Annotated in this window: 20 protein-coding genes; 15 read left to right on the top strand and 5 right to left on the bottom strand. The window is 43.8% G+C overall.

Going from position 1 to position 19,531, the window contains the following annotated elements; translation table 11 throughout:
- Positions 1 to 9: 9 nt before the first annotated feature.
- Together AC3IPL_RS07325 and AC3IPL_RS07320 are read left to right on the top strand one after the other, a co-directional pair.
- Positions 10 to 828: a glycerophosphodiester phosphodiesterase gene (locus AC3IPL_RS07325; protein ID WP_489240242.1), complete on the top strand. Its 819-nt coding sequence runs from the start codon at positions 10 to 12 to the stop codon at positions 826 to 828.
- A 49-nt stretch (positions 829 to 877) separates the two neighbouring features.
- Entirely contained in the window at positions 878 to 1,636 is a 759-nt protein-coding gene (locus AC3IPL_RS07320; protein WP_489240240.1) for a TSUP family transporter, read from the top strand.
- Positions 1,637 to 1,684: 48 nt separating this feature from the next.
- On the opposite strand, the gene AC3IPL_RS07315 is transcribed toward AC3IPL_RS07320, so the two are convergent.
- Positions 1,685 to 2,485 carry an NAD kinase gene (locus AC3IPL_RS07315; RefSeq protein WP_489240238.1) on the bottom strand — a complete coding sequence of 267 codons (801 nt, stop codon included), beginning with the start codon at positions 2,483 to 2,485 and terminating at the stop codon, positions 1,685 to 1,687.
- A gap of 86 nt (positions 2,486 to 2,571) precedes the next feature.
- Between AC3IPL_RS07315 and sppA the strand changes: the two genes are divergently transcribed.
- From sppA to AC3IPL_RS07290, 5 genes are all read left to right on the top strand, one after another.
- A complete protein-coding gene (gene sppA, locus AC3IPL_RS07310) occupies positions 2,572 to 3,576 on the top strand; it encodes a signal peptide peptidase SppA (RefSeq protein WP_489240236.1) in 1,005 nt (334 codons plus the stop codon).
- A 3-nt stretch (positions 3,577 to 3,579) separates the two neighbouring features.
- Positions 3,580 to 4,101 carry an RDD family protein gene (locus tag AC3IPL_RS07305; protein WP_489240234.1) on the top strand — a complete coding sequence of 174 codons (522 nt, stop codon included), beginning with the start codon at positions 3,580 to 3,582 and terminating at the stop codon, positions 4,099 to 4,101.
- 51 nt (positions 4,102 to 4,152) lie between these two features.
- Complete coding sequence (gene tpx, locus AC3IPL_RS07300; protein ID WP_489240232.1) at positions 4,153 to 4,650, top strand: thiol peroxidase; 498 nt, start codon at positions 4,153 to 4,155, stop codon at positions 4,648 to 4,650.
- A 49-nt stretch (positions 4,651 to 4,699) separates the two neighbouring features.
- Complete coding sequence (locus tag AC3IPL_RS07295; protein ID WP_489240230.1) at positions 4,700 to 5,623, top strand: class I SAM-dependent methyltransferase; 924 nt, start codon at positions 4,700 to 4,702, stop codon at positions 5,621 to 5,623.
- Positions 5,624 to 5,700: 77 nt separating this feature from the next.
- Positions 5,701 to 6,897 (top strand): acetate kinase, encoded by a 1,197-nt coding sequence (locus tag AC3IPL_RS07290; RefSeq protein WP_489240228.1) that lies wholly within the window; start codon positions 5,701 to 5,703, stop codon positions 6,895 to 6,897.
- Positions 6,898 to 6,939: 42 nt separating this feature from the next.
- Here the strand turns inward: AC3IPL_RS07290 and AC3IPL_RS07285 are convergent, their stop codons facing one another.
- Positions 6,940 to 7,440 (bottom strand): universal stress protein, encoded by a 501-nt coding sequence (locus AC3IPL_RS07285; RefSeq protein ID WP_489240226.1) that lies wholly within the window; start codon positions 7,438 to 7,440, stop codon positions 6,940 to 6,942.
- 134 nt (positions 7,441 to 7,574) lie between these two features.
- Here AC3IPL_RS07285 and ald point away from each other — a divergent pair, with 134 nt between their 5' ends.
- Positions 7,575 to 8,687 carry an alanine dehydrogenase gene (ald, locus tag AC3IPL_RS07280; RefSeq protein WP_489240224.1) on the top strand — a complete coding sequence of 371 codons (1,113 nt, stop codon included), beginning with the start codon at positions 7,575 to 7,577 and terminating at the stop codon, positions 8,685 to 8,687.
- 60 nt (positions 8,688 to 8,747) lie between these two features.
- Here ald and AC3IPL_RS07275 read toward each other — a convergent pair whose 3' ends face one another.
- Entirely contained in the window at positions 8,748 to 9,377 is a 630-nt protein-coding gene (locus tag AC3IPL_RS07275; protein ID WP_489240222.1) for a copper homeostasis protein CutC, read from the bottom strand.
- Positions 9,374 to 10,429 (bottom strand): M24 family metallopeptidase, encoded by a 1,056-nt coding sequence (locus AC3IPL_RS07270; protein WP_489240220.1) that lies wholly within the window; start codon positions 10,427 to 10,429, stop codon positions 9,374 to 9,376. Before AC3IPL_RS07270 ends, AC3IPL_RS07275 begins: the two co-directional genes overlap by 4 nt.
- Before the next feature lie 95 nt (positions 10,430 to 10,524).
- Between AC3IPL_RS07270 and AC3IPL_RS07265 the strand changes: the two genes are divergently transcribed.
- Both AC3IPL_RS07265 and AC3IPL_RS07260 read left to right on the top strand, forming a co-directional pair.
- Positions 10,525 to 11,208: a metal-dependent hydrolase gene (locus tag AC3IPL_RS07265; RefSeq protein WP_489240218.1), complete on the top strand. Its 684-nt coding sequence runs from the start codon at positions 10,525 to 10,527 to the stop codon at positions 11,206 to 11,208.
- A 54-nt stretch (positions 11,209 to 11,262) separates the two neighbouring features.
- Positions 11,263 to 12,558 carry a DRTGG domain-containing protein gene (locus tag AC3IPL_RS07260; RefSeq protein ID WP_489240216.1) on the top strand — a complete coding sequence of 432 codons (1,296 nt, stop codon included), beginning with the start codon at positions 11,263 to 11,265 and terminating at the stop codon, positions 12,556 to 12,558.
- Positions 12,559 to 12,570: 12 nt separating this feature from the next.
- Here AC3IPL_RS07260 and AC3IPL_RS07255 read toward each other — a convergent pair whose 3' ends face one another.
- On the bottom strand, positions 12,571 to 12,921 hold the full coding sequence (locus AC3IPL_RS07255; RefSeq protein WP_489240214.1) for a YtpI family protein: 351 nt from the start codon (positions 12,919 to 12,921) through the stop codon (positions 12,571 to 12,573).
- A 68-nt stretch (positions 12,922 to 12,989) separates the two neighbouring features.
- Between AC3IPL_RS07255 and AC3IPL_RS07250 the strand changes: the two genes are divergently transcribed.
- The 5 genes from AC3IPL_RS07250 (at position 12,990) to AC3IPL_RS07230 (ending at position 19,420) form a co-directional block, all read left to right on the top strand.
- Complete coding sequence (locus tag AC3IPL_RS07250) at positions 12,990 to 13,931, top strand: DHH family phosphoesterase (RefSeq protein WP_489240211.1); 942 nt, start codon at positions 12,990 to 12,992, stop codon at positions 13,929 to 13,931.
- 12 nt (positions 13,932 to 13,943) lie between these two features.
- Complete coding sequence (locus AC3IPL_RS07245; RefSeq protein WP_489240209.1) at positions 13,944 to 17,072, top strand: DNA polymerase III subunit alpha; 3,129 nt, start codon at positions 13,944 to 13,946, stop codon at positions 17,070 to 17,072.
- 129 nt (positions 17,073 to 17,201) lie between these two features.
- Positions 17,202 to 17,624, top strand: coding sequence for a FadR/GntR family transcriptional regulator (locus AC3IPL_RS07240; RefSeq protein WP_489240207.1), 423 nt, complete (start codon positions 17,202 to 17,204; stop codon positions 17,622 to 17,624).
- Positions 17,617 to 18,489 carry an acetyl-CoA carboxylase, carboxyltransferase subunit beta gene (gene accD / locus AC3IPL_RS07235; protein ID WP_489240205.1) on the top strand — a complete coding sequence of 291 codons (873 nt, stop codon included), beginning with the start codon at positions 17,617 to 17,619 and terminating at the stop codon, positions 18,487 to 18,489. Before AC3IPL_RS07240 ends, accD begins: the two co-directional genes overlap by 8 nt.
- Positions 18,473 to 19,420 (top strand): acetyl-CoA carboxylase carboxyltransferase subunit alpha, encoded by a 948-nt coding sequence (locus AC3IPL_RS07230; RefSeq protein WP_489240203.1) that lies wholly within the window; start codon positions 18,473 to 18,475, stop codon positions 19,418 to 19,420. The genes accD and AC3IPL_RS07230 overlap by 17 nt, the downstream gene beginning before the upstream one ends.
- Positions 19,421 to 19,531 lie beyond the last annotated feature (111 nt).

The following is a 19,531-nucleotide window of genomic DNA, read 5'->3' as shown; positions in this document are numbered from 1 at the left end:
GGACGTTCGATGCTGACTAAAAACGTAGTTATTGCCCATAGAGGTGCATCAGGATATGCACCCGAACATACCTTTTCGTCATTTGATATGAGTCACTTTGATATGCGTGCTGATTATATTGAACTGGACGTTCAGATGACACTTGACGGAGAAATCATTATTATGCATGATGAGACTGTCGAACGGACTGCTGGACTGCCGGGCGTCATTAAAGAGATGACGCTGGCAGAGATCAAGAAGATCGACGTCGGCAGCTGGTATAACAAAAAATTCCCTGAACTGCAGCGTGAATTCTATACAGGGCAGACGATTCCAACATTAGATGAAATCATCGGCCGTTATGGAGCCGTCAACTATTATATTGAGACGAAAGCTCCGGAAGTCTATCCGGGTATGGAAGGACGCTTAGTTGACATTCTTGATACCCATGGGCTGCTGACACCTGAACGGCTTCACAATAAACAGACTGTTATTCAGTCATTCAGTATGGAGAGTCTGATCAAAGTCCATAACCTTGTTCCATTGATGCCGCTGCTCTTGCTGGCAAAAAAAGAAGTGCTGCGTCATATGACGGATGAAGACTTGAAGCAGATCAATGATTTCGTCTATGCGGTCGGCCCGAGTATCAAAGATCTGGATCAGCCGTTGATTGAGCGGCTGCATCGCCTTGGATTTCTTGTCTTTCCGTATACGCTCAACAAACCGGAAGATATGAAACGCTTGATCGATGCAGGGATAGACGGTGCCTTTACTAACTATGCGGATCGTTTAAGAACGGCTTTCAATGCTGAGAACAGTGAAATATTTGATGAGCAGGACTCCATGTGACTATGTAAGTAATATTAAAGTTTGTGAGGGATAACTTGTGGATGTTCAGATGTTATTAATAATTATCTTCTTTGGATTTCTAGCAGCATTTATCGATGCGGTTGTCGGAGGAGGCGGACTGATTTCAACGCCCGCATTGCTCGCTGTCGGGATGCAGCCTGCTACAGCACTCGGTACTAATAAGCTCGCAAGTTCGTTCGGTTCACTGACTTCGACGATCTCTTTCATACGATCCGGGAAGGTAGATTTTAACGTCGTGGGCAAGCTCTTTCCGCTGTCATTTGCAGCGTCGATCATAGGGGCAGTGACAGCGACAGTGCTGCCGCCCGAACTGCTGAAACCAATGATTATCATCATGCTGTCAGTCGTTCTGATTTACACGCTCGTCAAAAAGGACTGGGGGAGCGTTACGACGTATAAGAAATTGTCACCCGTCAGAATGTTTTTCTTTTGTATGATTCTAGTCTTAATCGGTTTTTATGATGGTTTTATCGGCGGCGGCACGGGGAGTTTCTTATTGTTCGCCCTGCTGTTTGTCGGCTTTGATTTTCTAAGAGCTGCAGGTAACGCCAAGTTTCTTAACTTCGCATCTAATATTGGTGCGCTCTTTCTCTTTATGTACATGGGGAAGGTGGATTATACGGTTGGTCTCATCATGGGGATTGCGATGATAGCAGGAAGTTATGTCGGCAGTCAGTTTGCCCTGAAAAAAGGGGTTGCCTATGTTAAGCTGCTGTTCATCATCGTGACAGTGTTATTGATCGGTAAGAATGCATGGGATTATATCGTTACGCATTTTTTGAACTAATTAATAGATGTAAAGCGGCGCTCAATATTTTGAGCGCCGCTTTTATGATTATAGGAAGTTGCGTCTGACTTTGTGCCAGAAAGAATTTTCTTTTACTTTTAATGTCTTGATCATTTTGTCACTTATTTTAATGGTTACAAAATCGGTATGCTGAACAGATAGTGCTTCGTTATCCAGCCCCATGATGGGATAGAAGTTGCCTGATTGATCAAGGCTGAGCGTCAGTACACGATTATCGCCCATCACAATCGGGCCGCCGACCGTTCGGAAGTTGTTGTTATTTAATGAGGCAATTTCTGTCATCTGCATACTTCTCATCATAGGATCAACAATCGCACCACCCAGCGATTTGTTATAACCTGTAGATCCTGTTGGTGTAGAAATCAGCAGTCCGTCACCCCTGAAAGTTTCAAGATGGGTATCATCAATGGACACATCCATTGTCATCGATTTGATGATGGAGGATTTAATGAAGAAATCATTCAGACAGTAATACGTCATTTCGTTGTTCAAATTCACTTCTAGTACGGGATAGCGTCTCACTTCAGTCGTTTCATTTTTGACTGCCAGACGCAGATTCGTCGTATCATCAATATGAAAATCACAGTATAGATATTTCTGATCGCTTGTAGCGATTCCAACATAGATGGCATCCTGGCGGAAATTCGTTTTCCGGACAGCTTGTAAAAACGCACCGTCCCCACCGATTGAAGCAATAATGTCCGCCTGTGCTGGATCTTCAACCACTTCGAATCCATGCTCAATAGCTAATGCCGCTATTTTATCTTTGTGAGCAATCACTTGTGGATCACGAGAAGTAAAGAAATAAAACTTATTTCTAACAGCCATGGAAAATACCTCCTAATGGTTATGATAACAATAGTGTTTCTGTTATTATTATAAATGTAATTAAAACCATTTGAAAGGATGATTAAATGAATAAACGGCTCATTGCACTGCTTACTGCTGCAGCACTGTTCGTTTTAGCTGTGGCATCGTCATTATTCACGAGCAGTTTTACATCAACCATGTCTCAAGAACTTAAAGGATTAAACGATAGTGATACATTACAGGAAACAACGCTCTCAGGCACCGATGCCTATAACAAGATTGCCCGGATTGAAGTCAATGGGGTGATACAGGATACAGGTTCACCGTCGTTGTTTTCAGACGGTTCATATAATCACCAAGTCATGATGCAGGAACTTGAAGAAATCAAAGATGATTCTTCCATCAAAGGCATCATGCTTGTAGTCAATTCACCGGGAGGCGGCGTATACGAAAGTGCTGAAATATATGACAAACTGAAAGAAATCAAAGCAAAAAATAAAAAAATCTATGTCACGATGAAAAATACCGCAGCATCAGGCGGTTACTATATTTCTGCACCGGCTGACAAAATTTACGCATCACGAGAAACGATGACAGGCTCTCTTGGCGTCATCATGCAGTCCATGAACTACAAAGAACTAGCGGATAAATACGGCGTTAAATTCAATACAATCAAAAGCGGAGCGCATAAAGATATTATGAGTCCGACTAAGGAAATGGATGATTCTGAACGCAGAATTCTTCAGTCATTGGTCGATGAAAGTTACAATCAGTTTGTCCAAGTGATTGCTGACGGTAGAGGGATGTCGACATCTGAAGTCAAGAAATTAGCAGACGGCCGCGTCTACTCAGGTCTTCAAGCTAAAAATAACGGGCTGGTTGATGAACTCGGACTGGAAGAAGATGCGCTGAAAGCATTGAAGAAAGAACTGGACGCAGATCAAGCAGAAGTCATTGAATTCGATCAGCAGGACTCTATTTTTGGTAATAATCCATTCGCAGCTGAAACATGGGTATCTAAGCTGACCGGTCAGAATGATGTCGCTGCGGTCAAAGAACTGATTGCAAATCGTCAAGGCATCACGCCGATGTATTTGTACGGGGAGTAGGTGATGAAGATGAATCTTGATGGCTATGAACAGGACATTATCTACAGCACGCATGCCGGATTCGGTCCCCGATTGATTGCTTATCTGATCGATGTGCTGATGATTTGGTGCCTTAAGCAGATTGTGATCGACCCATTGTTTTCGCTGTTCAATGTAACCGATGATTATATGTTTGCACCGATATTTTCACCAGCAAATATTGCAGGCGCATTAGTCTATTTCCTTTACTTCGTCTTGATGACATGGTTTTTCAGAGCGACACTCGGAAAAATGATAATGGGATTAAAAGTGGTGTCATATCACCATAGCTCTTTGTCGTTTTTCAGAGTAGTAGTCAGAGAAGTGTTCGGCAGATATATCAGCAACTTCTTCTTAAATCTGCTTTATTTAGTCGTGCTGTTCAATCCGAGCAAGCAGAGTATCCACGATATGCTGAGTGACACGATTGTCGTCAAAGAACAGCAGGAGCGTCTACGTGACCGATTGACTCATCAACCGTCTGTCAGTCAAAATAGTTCGCTTTAAGTTGATTTCATGTTAAATTAAAGACGACTAATATTTCAGGAGGAACATGTAATGACTCAAATCACTTTTAAAGATTCACCCGTTACTTTACTTGGTGAACAAGTAACAGCTGGAACAGCAGCACCCGATTTTTCAGTGTTGGCAAATGACTTAACGGTTCGCACGTTAACTGATTATGAAGGTAAGAAGAAATTAATCAATGTCGTCCCTTCTCTTGATACAGGCGTATGTGACCAGCAGACAAGACGTTTCAATGAAGAAGCAGCTGAACTTGATAACGTCGTCGTTATTACTATTTCAGTGGACCTGCCGTTTGCTCAGAAAAGATGGTGTGCAGCAAGTGGTCTTGATAATGTTGTCACATTAAGTGACCACAAAGACTTATCATTCGGTTCTGCATACGGAGTAGTGATGGAAGAGCTGAGATTATTAGCACGTTCTGTATTTGTCCTTGATACGGATAACAAAGTGGTTTACACAGAAATCGTATCAGAAGGTACAAATCATCCTGCTTATGACAAAGCACTTGAAGCTGTCAAATCAATTTAATCTTGCTGCCCTGATCAGGGCAGTTTTTATTTGAAAGGAAATCGCATATATGATTGAAAAACTGTTTGAGACACTTGATCAAAAGGCAAAAGCATTACAGCTGGAAAATGGCCACAGCTTTATTGAAAATCTAGGATTAAGTATGGAAGATATTTATATGAATGATCGAACACTGCTCGAGCAAAGCACGACTGTCGAACGACGTAAAGCTTTCCAGTTTGCTTATTTAAGCATGCTGAAGGAGGAAATGATACAACCTAACCACCAGATGACACCGGACAGTATCGGTTATCTCGTCAGCTACATCGTCCGGATGTTTATGGCAGACATGACAGACGCGGATATTCTTGATATCACAAGTGGTACAGGGCATTTGTCGGCTACTGTACATGAGCAGAATCCCGACAAAAATTTCACGCATCACTTAGTTGAAGTCGATCCCATTCTCTCACGACTAAGCATCCATCTATCGAACTTCCTTGAAATTCCATTCAACGTCTATCCTCAGGATGCGATTATGCCGCTTGCCGTTAATAACGTTGATATCGTCATCGGTGATCTGCCGGTCGGTTATTATCCGGTGGATGACAGAAGCCATGAAATGAAACTCGGATTTAAAGAAGGACACAGTTTCTCTCATCATCTGCTGATTGAGCAGGCAGTCAGTGCTTTGAAACCTGGAGGACTTGCATTTTTAGTCGTACCGAGTCAATTATTTGAACATGATAATGTAGAACAGCTTCAAAAATTTATTGCAACAGAAACAACGATGCAGGCATTTCTTAACTTCCCGCACAGCTTGTTCAAAACAGAATCGACCCGCAAGTCATTGTTGATTCTGGAACGAAAAGGCGATAAAAAAATACCGCCGGTAGAAGTATTGTTAGCGAATATTCCTGATTTCAAAGACGAATATCAAATGAAATCTTTCCTGAACGAATTCAATGAATGGTTTAAAGCCAACCGAAAGTAAAAGCAGCTGTTATAATGATTGATAATCTTCTGTATTAATGATTTAATATTAGAGTAGAACTTCCGAGGAGGATAATCATGAAAAAAATTATAGCGATTAATGCTGGCAGTTCATCTTTGAAATTTCAATTGTTTGAAATGCCTGAAGAAAAAGTTGTCACTAAAGGACTTGTTGAAAGAATCGGAATGAAAGACTCAGTGTTCACGATTTCAGTCAATGGTGAGAAAGTCACACAAGTGCTTGACATTAAAAACCATGAGCAGGCGGTCAATATGATGCTTGACGAAATGAAGAAACATCACATCATCAATGATATTAACGACCTTGATGGTACAGGACACCGCGTTGTTCACGGTGGTGAGTTATTCCCGACGTCTGCACTTGTCACTGACGAAGTAGAGCAGAAGATTGAATCATTGATTGATCTTGCACCCCTTCATAATCCAGCCAATTTAATGGGAATTCAGGCATTCAGAAAAATGCTTCCGAATATTCCGCACATCGCTGTATTCGATACTTCATTCCATCAGACAATGCCTGAGGAATCATATCTTTACAGCTTGCCATACCAATATTACAAAGACTTCGGAATCCGTAAATACGGCTTCCACGGAACGAGTCATAAATATGTATCACAGCGCGCTGCAGCATTGCTGGAACGTCCGATTGAACAGCTTCGTGTCATTTCTTGTCATATTGGGAACGGTGCCTCTATTGCGGCGATTGACGGTGGTCAATCTGTCGATACATCTATGGGCTTCACACCGCTTGCAGGTGTCACGATGGGAACACGCTCTGGTAACCTTGACCCGGCGCTGATTCCATATATTATGGAGAAAACAGGAAAGACTGCAGAAGAAGTGCTGGACGTACTGAACAAAGAGTCAGGACTGTTAGGTATTTCAGGTTCTTCAAGTGACCTTCGTGATATCGAGCAGGGCGCACAAGAAGGCGACGAAAGAGCGAAACTCGCTTTAGAAGTTTTTGCGGGTCGTATCCATAAATATATGGGGTCATATGCGACACGGATGCATGGTTTAGATGCAATTATCTTTACTGCAGGTGTCGGTGAGAACTCTGATATTGTCAGAGCGAAAGTATTAGAAGGGCTTGAATTCATGGGAGTTTACTGGGATCCAAGACTCAATACAGGCCTGCGCGGTGAAGAAGCGTTCATCAACTATCCTCATTCACCAGTCAAAGTCATGGTCATTCCAACTGATGAAGAAGTCATGATTGCACGTGACGTCATGGAATTTGGACAATTAGCTTAACCAAAATAAACGAGACTCATTTGAGTCTCGTTTATTTTTATGCTAGGCATTAGCACCTTGCATAAATTCATCTGTTGCGATTTCTGGTGCGAAGTTTTCAGGTAGTGTTTCAGTTCTGACAACCAGCACGTCACAATCTGCATGTCTGACGATGGCTTCTGAAACAGAACCGATAATAAACCGTTCAACGGCATTTAATCCTGTTGAGCCGCACATGATGAGATCAACTTCTAATTTCTTCGCAATCTTCTTTGGAATAATCGTTTTAGGCGAACCGTACTCAGTGAATGTGTCGACATTCGTCACGCCGCGTTCCAGTGCAGCATTTTTATAGCCTTCAAGTAGAGAATGACTAAAGCTTGCCGCACGTTCAGAGATTGAACGGTCATAAGCTTCGACACTCGCATAACTTCTTGTGTCGATGACATTGATGATAGACAGCTTTGCGTCATTTCGCTTGGCAACTTCGACGGCTTTGTTGAACGCCCATTCTGCTTCACTTGATCCATCGACTGCAATCAAAATATTTTTGTACTGCAACATAAATATCCCTCCCGAATCATTCTTTACTACACTTTTATTATACCCTATTTTGCAGAAATTAGTTTAAAAATGATTGCGTTTTCAGCGTTTGGTGTTACTATTGATGTGAAGCATATTATAGGAGGCAGAAGAACATGAAAATTGGTGTACCTAAAGAAATTAAGAATAATGAGAACCGTGTCGCATTGACTCCGGCGGGCGTTTATTCATTAGTTGAAAGTGGTCATGAAGTTGTTGTGGAAACAGCTGCCGGCACGGGGTCATTTTTCACTGATGAAGATTATGTCGAAGCAGGGGGCAAAATTGTAGCAACAGCGAAAGAGGCATGGGATGCAGAGATGGTTATGAAAGTTAAAGAACCGCTATCATCTGAGTACGGCTTCTTCAAAGAAGGGCTGATTCTCTTTACATATCTTCATCTTGCACCAGAACCAGAATTGACAAAAGCATTGCTGGATAACAAAGTTGTCGGAATTGCCTATGAAACAGTCCAGTTGGATGACGGCTTCCTTCCCTTATTATCTCCTATGAGTGAAGTGGCCGGACGTATGGCGACTCAGATCGGTGCACAGTATCTGCAAAGAACTAACGGCGGTAAGGGCATCCTGTTAGCAGGTGTACCTGGCGTTCAAAAAGGTAAGGTCACTATTATCGGCGGCGGTCAAGCCGGAACAAACGCTGCAAAAATGGCTGTAGGGCTTGGGGCTGAAGTGACGATTCTTGACTTGAACCCTATTAGATTACAGCAGTTGGATGATTTATTTGGAAATACAGTTCAGACTTTGATGTCTACACCTTTCAACATTGACGAAAGTGTCAAGGGCAGCGATCTTGTCATCGGTGCTGTATTGATTCCAGGAGCAAAAGCGCCTAAACTCGTCTCTGAAGAAGTGGTCAAAGGAATGAATCCAGGTTCTGTTGTCATCGACATCGCGATTGACCAGGGCGGTATATTCGAAACAACTGACCGCATTACGACTCACGATGATCCGACTTACGTGAAGCATGATGTTGTTCACTATGCAGTCGCTAATATGCCGGGTGCAGTTCCGAGAACATCGACTATGGCACTTAACAATGCCACAATTCCTTATGCACTGCAAATCGCAAACAAAGGCTATGTGGAAGCAGTGAAGCAGAATGCCGCATTGTACAAAGGTATCAATACATTGAATGGTTATGTGACGTTTGAAGCTGTCGCTAAAGACCAGGGACTTGAATACCGTGCTGCAAAAGAATTATTATAAGTAATCAACAAACGGAGGCTCAATGAGCCTCCGTTTGTTTTGTGTGTATATAACCTTGTACTAAACGATGTTCGTGCCGTGTACTTCGTGGAATGGAATCTGACGCGTCAGCGCTTCGACGTTGTCTTTAGTCAATCCACCGCCCGGCATGATCTCTATTCTGCCTTTTGAATAGACGAGGAGTCGTGCGAGCTGATTGACATTATCCAGTATCGATGTCGATGCATCTTCCGAACCATGTGTCAATAATCTGACGACGCCGAGTTCCACAAGTTGGTCCATTGCCTTCAGCTGCTGATGCTTCGGAATCTGATCGAATGCCATATGCATCACAAAAGGTACAGGTGTGTCACTGATCAGCTTCTGCATCGTCAAAGCGTCCAATGAGCCGTCAGCTGTCAGTGTACCGCAGACGAAATAGTCGACACCGAGTGCTGTATACGATTTAATGTCTTGACGCATCACTTCCTGCTCAAATATATCATACGTAAAGTGACCGCCTCTTGGTCGGATCATCACTGCTACTTTGATATTCAACGCATGACAATAATCTATAGCACAAGACACCATGCCGTAGCTCGGCGTCGTACCGCCGACCGACATATCAGCGCACAGTTCAATACGGTCAGCACCATTCTGCACGGCTCTTACAATTTCAGGGAAGGTCTGGACGACTGCCTCTTTGATCATTTCGGATAATGGGTCAGTACTTCATAGCCGTCACGTGTCACAACAATATCATCTTCTACGCGGACGCCGACCTCTCCTTCGACATAAATTCCAGGTTCAATCGTGAACACCATACCTTCCTGAAAGACGGTATCATTAGCTGATGAAATATCTGGGAATTCATGGACGTTAATGCCGAGCCCATGACCGAGACGATGCGGGAACTGCTCACCGTAACCTTGCTGAGTAATATAGTCTCGTGCTGCTTGATCACAATCTGCAATGCGTACACCAGGTTTAACAAGCTCAGTGGCACGTCGATTTGCTTCTGTTACGATGGCGTGGATGGCTTGATGAAGCGGCGAGGTTTCACCGAATGCCACAGTTCTAGTAATATCTGAACAATAGCCGTTATAAATAACGCCTAAATCGAATAGGACATAGTCGCCGGATTTAAGAGTGCGGCTGCCGGGGGTGCCGTGTGGTGACGCCGCATGGTCGCCGAACAACACCATTGTCTCAAAGCTCATTGCGCTGATCCCATCAATTTTGAGCATTTCTGCTTCGATATGTCGGACCACTTCAATTTCGCTGATCCCTTCTGTCAATGCTTTGACGCCTGCTGCCACAGCTTCATCTGCATAACGGGCTGCTGTCTTCAATAACTCTATTTCTTCAACAGATTTGATGTTGCGCATTTGTTTCAGTGTGTCATCGATACTTACGTATGATGTCATATTGAAGTAGGCTTTCAGTTCTTCGAGACGCTTGACGCTGAGATGCCCGCTCTCAATACCGATCTTCTCGAATGAGAAAGTATCAAGTGTGTATGGATTCTCTGTATCAAGATAACCGATAATGGTACCCTCAAATACCGAAGCAGCTTGAACTTCCATTTTAGGGACGAATAATGTTAGCTGGTCATTCGTGATCAGTAGCGCGAGTAGTCGTTCGTGCGGATTAGATAGAAATCCTGTTAAGTAGTTGATGTTTTCTGGGTTGGTGATCCATAGTGCGTCAAGACGATCGTCTGTCAGCCGTTGTTTCAGTTGATTGATTTTATCAAATTGCATAATAATCTCCCTTCTTTCACTGTCATGTACAATCATATCAAATAGACTTCGGTTCATGTATAATAAAGTTATATTATTAAAGGGGAGTGTTATGGATGGAAGTTATTTTTCATGGACAATCATGCATCACATTTGAGGCAAACGGCAAGCATGTCATAGTCGATCCATTTATTACTGGAAATCCATTATCAGACTTGTCGGTAGATCATGTTGAAGCGGATTTCATCGTCTTGACACATGGCCACGGCGATCATTTAGGAGATACAGTTTCGATTGCTAAGAGGACGGGGGCAACGGTCATCGCGCTGCCTGAGACCATTGACTATTTGAGCGGTAAAGGAGTGGACAATGGTCATCCGATGAATATTGGTGGAAACCGTGCCTTTGAGTTCGGCAGCGTCAAATTCGTGCAGGCCTTTCACAGTAATTCATTCACAGAAGAAGATGGGCATATCATCTATCTCGGCATGCCGTGCGGCTTAGTGTTCACGATAGACGACAAAGTCATTTATCATACAGGAGACACAGGGTTGTTCTCTGATATGGAATTAATCGCTAAACGCCATCCTGTCGATCTCTGCTTCATCCCGATCGGCGATAATTTTACGATGGGGATTGATGACGCAAGCTATGCCGTCAATGAATTCATTAAGCCGCGTATCGCTGTACCGATTCATTATGATACGTTTGAGTTAATCAAGCAGGATCCTGAAGCATTCAAAGCACAGGTATCGACACGAGTAGAACTATTGAAGCCCGGTCAATCGGTGACATTGTAAGTCTGTAGAAGAGATGGTACATCTCTTCTTTTCTAATGAAGGTGGTCTACAAGTATGACAAAGCATGAACAAATAATTGCACATATCGAAGGATTAAAAATCGGCAGTAAAATATCGGTCAGACAAGTCGCCAAAGATCTGAGCGTATCAGAAGGGACGGCATACCGTGCCATCAAAGATGCAGAAAACCGCGGTATCGTTTCAACGATTGAACGTGTCGGTACAGTAAGGATTGAGAAGAAGACCCGTGAAACTATTGATAATTTGACCTTTGCTGAAATTGTCAAAATTATTGATGGTCAGGTGCTCGGCGGTAGAAGTGGTCTTCATAAATCACTTACCAAGTTTGCCATCGGTGCCATGGAAGAAGAAGATGTCGCTAAATATCTTGGGGCCAACACACTGCTGATTGTCGGCAACCGGCCGAACGTCCAGCAGATTGCACTTGAAAAGGAATCGGCAGTGTTGATTACCGGTGGGTTCGAAGTAGACGACGCGATCAGGGAGCTGTCCGATGCAAAAGGACTGCCGATCATTTCTTCTGCATATGATACGTTTACAGTGGCGAACATGATCAACCGGGCGATTTATGATCAGTTAATCAAGAAAGAAGTGCTGACGGTCGCTGAAATTCTCATCCATGCTGAGCAGACGAGTTTTCTCTATGACAGCGATACAGTACGGGACTGGAAGGAACTGACCTTATCTTCAGGACATACGCGGTTTCCAGTGCTGGATGAACAGAACAAAGTATGCGGCATTATCACACACAAAGATATTATCGATCAGGATAACAGCGTGAAAATCAAGAAGCTGATGACGAAGCAACCCATCACCGTGTCTGAGAATTCCACAGTGGCGGCCTGTGCGCATATCATGATCTGGGAAGGCATCGAAATGATTCCAGTCATCTCCAGAAACCAGATTCTTGCAGGAATTGTAACGCGTGAAGATGTGCTGCTTGCTATGCAGTCGGCAGATCGTCAGCCGCAGATCGGGCATACATTGAACGACCAAGTGCTGAAGCATATGAGGTTTCAAGGCAGTGACATTGCTGTCAGCATCACACCACAGATGTCCAGCAGTCTAGGAACAGTCAGTAAGTCAGTATTTGTCGCCATCATTGAAGAGGCGACTAAATATTCAATGAAGCGCGAAAGAAAGCGTGAACTATTGATTGAGCACTTGAACATTTATTTTCTGAAGACAGTGCCGATTGATTCTGAACTGACGGTGTCATTAGACATGCTTGATTCGGGACGGAAGTTCGCAAAATTAGATGTCACTATATGCAGTAGACAGGAGACAGTGGCGAAAGCCATGCTTATGTGCCAGCTCATAGAAGCATAAAAAAAGAAAGCCTTAAGCTTTCTTGTCTTGTTCGAGTTCCGCCCATGCTCTATCTTCTTCATCAAAATATTGTTCGAAGTAACGTCCTGCTTTAAGACCGTAGTTGACATTTGCAATACCGAATACAAGCAGTACGGCACAGATCATATAAGTTACAAAACTTGGAAACAATAATATTTGATTGATTGCAAAGGCAATCATAAAGACTCCGAACATCATTCTGCCGCGTGCTCTATGCCATGCGCGTCTGACGTCCCGGTTAGTACGGAAATATCTGGCCGCTTGATAGAGGGCAAGAACGAACGAAATAATCATAATGACAACAGTCAAAGATATAATATAAGGGTAGACAGTTTCCCACATAACGAACGACCTCCAACTGCATTATAGCAGTGACAGCAAAAACTGTAAAACGATTGTTAGGAGATTATATGGATAATAAGCAGCTCAAAGTATTGCAAAATAAACTGAACGATTATGACACGATTGTCATTCACCGCCATGTACGTCCGGACCCTGATGCATTAGGATCGCAGTTAGGACTGAAAGCGGCGCTGGAGAAGATGTCTCCGCGAAAAAGAATATTAGCTGCCGGCAGCATGCCTGACAGTCTTGCCTTTTTCGGACAGATGGACCATGTTACAGCGGAAGATTACAGCAACGCATTAGTCATCATACTGGATACTGCCAATGCCCCTCGTATTGACGGAGAGTATTACGCGGCGGGTAGATATATGATTAAGATTGATCATCATCCTCCTGTCGATTCATATGCCGACTTAAATATCGTCAATACGAAGGCTTCATCAACTAGTGAGATAATCTATGACATTTTGCTGTTATGTGGTTACGGAGATGATTATGTGACGCGTGACGTCGCACAATACTTGTATCTTGGTATTGTAGGGGATACAGGACGCTTTTTATTTAATAATACGACACCGCATACGATGGTTGTCGCCTCTAAACTGCTGACAGCTGATTTTGACCATACAGGTCTGCTGAATCAAATGGGTGAACGTCCACTGAAGAGTATTCATTTTCAAGGGTATGTGCTCCAGCACTTCAACTACGAGGACCACGTCGGATATATTTTGATTACAGATGACATACTGAAGCAATTCGGTATATCGGCTAATGATGCATCGCTGTTCGTCAATAGTATGAGCGATGTCCAAGGAATAGAAGCATGGGTGTTTGCGGTTGATGAAGGTGATCAGATCAGAGCACGGATCCGCAGTAAACGTGCCGTCATCAATGAGCTTGCTGCCCGCTATAATGGAGGCGGTCACCCGATGGCAAGCGGTGCAACTGTCTATAATAAAGAAGAATTTGATCAACTCGTCAATGAGCTGAAAGAAACAGTCAAGTAAAGGAGTGCGTGTATGGTTGTCCAGCTCAATATTCATAGTTCCTATGATTTACTGCAGTCTACTGTAAGAATTGAAGATGTTACTGAGGCAGCACAGGCAGATGGCCAGCACGCACTTGCCATCACTGATACACATGTGATGTACGGGGTGCAGTCTTTTTACTATGCCTGCCAGTCACGCGGTGTTAAACCGATTATCGGGATGACTTTGCTGCTTACTGATGGCCAGCACGCAATTGACGCAGTCGTCCTCGCTAAAAATCAGCACGGGTATGACCATCTCCTGAAATTATCATCCAAAATTCAGCTGAAAGGTCTGGAGCGTGTACCACTGACACTCTTTGACCGTTACCGGCATGAACTGATCATTATCTACAAGAATCTGACAGACAGTCACGCTGCACTTGTTGCAGCAGAGGACAGCTATGCCTGCCATCTATCGCAAGTAGCGGATGACAAAAAAGTATATATCGCACCTGTCAGATATATGAAACCATCAGGCCTCAGTGATTTAACTGTCCTGAAAGCGATAGACAGCAACGAAAAACTTATCCTTGAAGCATTGGATCAGCAGACGGGCGAAGAGCATTTCAAAACGGCTGAACAGCTGGCGGAGCAGGTAGAAGACGTATATCTGAAGCGTACTGAAGCGATTGCAGACCAGTGTCACGTTGAATTGAATCAGACCTTGCACAAACTGCCGAAATTTGTGACGCCGAATCATGAATCAAGCGATGACTATTTATGGACGCTTATCGAACAGGGCAGAGCTAACATTCCGCATTTCGATGACCGCTATGAAGCACGCTTAAAGCATGAATATCAGATCATCACGGATATGGGTTTCAGTGATTATTTTCTTATTGTCGGAGATTTAGTCAACTATGCCAAATCACAAGGTATTTTAGTTGGGCCGGGGCGGGGTTCGTCAGGTGGTTCACTGATCAGTTACCTGCTTAATATTACGATGATTGACCCAGTAGAACACGGACTGATATTCGAACGATTTTTGAATCCTGAACGTGTGACGATGCCCGACATCGATATCGACTTTGAAGATACGAGACGTGAAGAAGTCATTCAATACTGCATCAATAAATACGGAGCATTCAACGTCAGTGGCATCGTGACATTCGGTCATCTGTCGGCAAGAGCTGTGATGCGAGATGTGGGCCGTATACTTCAGTTCGATGATCATGAGCTGAAGTATATGTCGCACGTCCTGCCGAAGAAATTGGGAATGACGCTCCGCGAAGCCTATGAAACGGAAGCATTCAAAGCGTTCGTTGCAAAAGATGCGCGGCATGAGCAGTGGTTTCAAATCGCCTGTCAGCTGGAAGGCCTGCCTAGACATACGTCAACTCACGCTGCCGGCATCATTATTCATGACCAGCTGTTGACTGACTATGTCCCTTTGATCCCAGGTGATGGCATGACGCTGACGCAGTGGACGATGACAGAAGTAGAACGCATCGGCCTGTTGAAGATTGATTTTCTTGGTCTGCGTAATTTAACAATCATTCAGCGTGTCCTGAAACAGGCAGGAATCAGACTGTCAACAGATGCGATTGATTACCATGATAAGAAGGTCTATGCGGCGCTCTCAGCAGCAGATACGAGCGGTGTTTTTCAGCTCGAGTCAGATGGCATGAAGCATGTACTTGAGCGGCTGCAGCCTGAGAATTTTGAAGATATCGTTGCGGTGCTGAGCTTATATCGGCCAGGACCGATGGAGCAGATACCTCTCTATATTGAACGGAGACACGGGCAGGCCGTGACTTATCTTCATCCGGATCTTGAACCGATCTTGAACCAGACATACGGCGTCATTATCTATCAGGAGCAGATTATGAAGATTGCCAGTCAGTTTGCTGGGTTTACGTTAGGCGAAGCAGATAATTTAAGACGGGCAATGAGCAAGAAGAAGCGGGATATTCTTGAAGCTGAAAAACAGCATTTCATCGACGGCAGCCTCAACAACGGATATGACAAGAAGTCCGCAGAGCAGATTTATGATCTGATACTGAAGTTTGCTGATTATGGCTTTCCGAGAGCCCATGCAGTCGCATATGCTCAGATTGCTTATATGATGATGTATTTAAAAGTCCATTACCCTACTTATTTCTATGCTTCGATTATGAGTAATGTTATTGGCAGCGAAGAGAAAATGGCGGCATTCATCAGCGAGCTGAAGGCGAAGAAGATAGAATTTATCCCGCCCTCTATTAATCGTTCGCATTGGTTTGTCCGTGCTGTGGATGACGCTGTTATTTTGTCGCTTGGCATGATTAAAGGTGTCGGTTATAAAACAGTGATGGAGATTATTGAGGAACGGAAAAAAGGGCTGTATACAGATATCTATGATGTCGTCACTCGGCTGCCGGGCAGAACGATGTCCCGACCGGTACTAGAAGCGCTGATTATGACAGGAGCATTTGATGAGTTCAACGTTAACCGGGCCACGCTGCTCGCTTCACTCGATGACCTATTGAACGTCAGCACCGACAAGCAGGAAGGTGATCATTTCCTTGAAGACTTAGGACTAAGCCTGAAAAAGAAATATCATCACCATGAAGAAATGCCGAGCGACCAGAAAGCGGCTGTTGAATTTCAGTATCTCGGCTTCTTTCTGTCCGAACATCCAGTGGAGCAGTTGTTCAATGAACATCTGTATTTACCGCTGTTTCAAATACAGAATGCTGCTAAAGGAAGGTATATACTTGCTGCAGTTAATAATATCCGCCGTATCCGTACGAAGAAAGGGCAGCCTATGGCATTCGCACAAGTAACAGATGGAATCCGTGAGCTGGAACTTGTCATTTTTCCAGAGCTGTTTAAACAGGTGGAAACGTATCTTCAGAAAAATGAGATGATTGTGGTCACAGGTAAGTTCGATCAATCGCCTGATAAACTCATCGTTGACTCACTGACGCTATTTGATGTGTTCAAAGCACAGTACATGAATCAAGTGAAGGAAATCTACGTGCTGAAAGCACCGAAGATGGCGCTGAAGAATGGGCCGATCAAGCTGATGGAATACGTGATGGAGTCAGGCGAGAGCCGGCTGCTGTCAATGATCGACAAGGAAACCGCAAGACAGCTGCTTGAGACGTATCCACCTGAAATGATCCGTGCGATTTAATCTTTTCTCTCATTAACGTTTATGATATAGTAGTCCGTAGTGGTCTGACCACTAGGGCTATTTTATATGGTGTTTGATATAACATGTGAAATCAGTGCTGTCAGATATAAAAATAAGAGGTGAACGTAAGTGACTGAAAAGCGTCAGAAAGGTTTTGTTTCTGTTGTCCATGAGCTTCAGGCAATCATCATGGAAAATCATTTGTCTCCAGGTGATAAGCTGCCTTCTGAACGCTATTTAAGCGATAAGCTGGACATCAGCAGATCCAGTGTCAGAGAAGCACTCAGGGCAATGGAACTGATCGGTATCATCGTAACCAAACGAGGGGAAGGGACCTTTCTTTCCAATATGGATGACCACCAGTTGTTCGAGTTGATTGGCAGTTATTTAATATCATCTGACAAGCAGGTCGCTGAAATAACTGAGTTTAGAAAAGTCATCGACACCCACATCAGTCAGACGGACTCGGATAACTTCATCATGATCCGGGTCAGAAATTTGTTGAGGCATTATGAAGGTGCCTTTAATGAGCAGGGGGATTCAGATGTTTAAAGATATTTTTAAGCGTTCCAACAACAAGAAAAAATATGTAGTCGTCCAAGATATGAAGGACACGGATGTTCCTGAAGGTATAATGACTAAGTGTCCTAAATGCAAGAAAATCATGTATACAAAAGAGCTGAAAAAGAATCTTAATGTCTGTACTCATTGTGACCATCATCTAGCAATGACTGCGCACGACCGTATTCATGCTATCGTAGATAAAGGTTCATTCGAAGAATTTGATGCCGGCATGACATCTGCTAATCCACTTGATTTTCCTGATTACATGGAGAAGCTTGAAAAAGATAAAGTTAAAACTGAAATGAATGAAGCCATTGTGACGGGTACAGGTCAAATAGACGGGATGCCGTTTGGAATATGCGTGATGGATTCAAGATTCCGAATGGGGTCGATGGGTTCTGTTGTCGGTGAGAAGGTCTGCCGGGTGATAGACTATTGTACGGAGCAGCGTCTGCCATTTGTGATATTTACAGCAAGCGGTGGTGCTCGGATGCAGGAGGGGATTCTGTCACTGATGCAGATGGCCAAAACGAGTGTAGCCATTAAGCGTCATAGTGACCAGGGGCTCCTCTATATTTCGTACATGACACATCCAACAACAGGCGGCGTCAGCGCGAGCTTCGCATCTGTCGGTGACATCAATCTTGCTGAGCCGGAGAGTCTAATTGGTTTTGCGGGCAGACGAATCATCGAACAGACTATCGGAGAGAAGCTGCCGGATGATTTTCAGACTGCAGAATTTCTACTGGAACATGGACAGCTGGATAGAGTAGTGCATCGCAAAGATATGCGTGAATTATTGAAACTGCTCATCATGATGCACGGAGGTAAACAAAATGGTACTTCAATTTGAAAAACCTATCATCAAGCTTGATAACAAAATTAAAGATCTTGAAAAATATATGACCGATAAACAAGTTGACTTGTCAGCTGAAATTGCTCAGCTGCAGCAGGAACGTCAAGCAAAATTCACCGAGATCTATTCTAATTTAACGCCGTGGCAGCGCGTACACATTGCCCGTATGGGAGAACGTCCAACGTCTCTTGATTACATCATGGAGATTTTTGATGAATTCATTGAATTCCACGGGGACAGAACATTCCGTGATGATCCGGCACTTATCGGTGGTATCGGACTGTACAACGGTATGCCGGTCACCATACTCGGCCATCAGCGCGGCAAAGATACAAAAGATAATATTTATCGGAACTTCGGAATGGCTCACCCTGAAGGTTATCGTAAAGCGCTGCGTCTGATGAAACAAGCGGAGAAATTCAATCGGCCGATCATCTGCTTCATCGATACAAAAGGAGCGTATCCTGGTAAAGCGGCTGAAGAGCGTGGTCAGAGTGAATCGATCGCTAAGAACTTAGTGGAAATGGCCGGATTAACAGTGCCTGTCATCTCTATCGTAATCGGTGAAGGTGGCAGCGGCGGTGCGCTCGGTCTTGGCGTATGTAACCGGTTGTTAATGCTTGAGAATTCGACGTATTCAGTCATTTCGCCTGAAGGAGCTGCTGCACTGCTCTGGAAGGATAGTGGTCAGGCAGAGCGCGCTGCAGAATCGATGAGAATTACTGGACCTGATTTACTGGAACTTGGCATTGTTGATACGTTGATTGAAGAAGTGCTCGGTGGTGCTCATCAAGATGTCATCATGCAGAGCAGGCTGATTGATAGTGCGCTCGCTTCAACACTTTCAGAGTTGAAGCGTTATTCAGCTCTGGAACTCGTCGAGCAGCGCTATAATAAATACCGCGCTATCGGCCAGTACGAAGAATAATCATTTAAAGATAAGCTTATGACTGCTGTTACAGGCAGCAGTCATAAGCTTTTTTGCTTTTCGCCGGTGATGATAGATTTGATTGACGCTAAAACGTTTACATCTTTCAAA

The sequence above is a fragment of the Macrococcus sp. GL_134 genome (genome assembly GCF_057834705.1).
The sequence above is the reverse complement of the archived record's forward strand: the minus strand, read 5'-3'. Positions and strand labels throughout refer to the sequence as shown.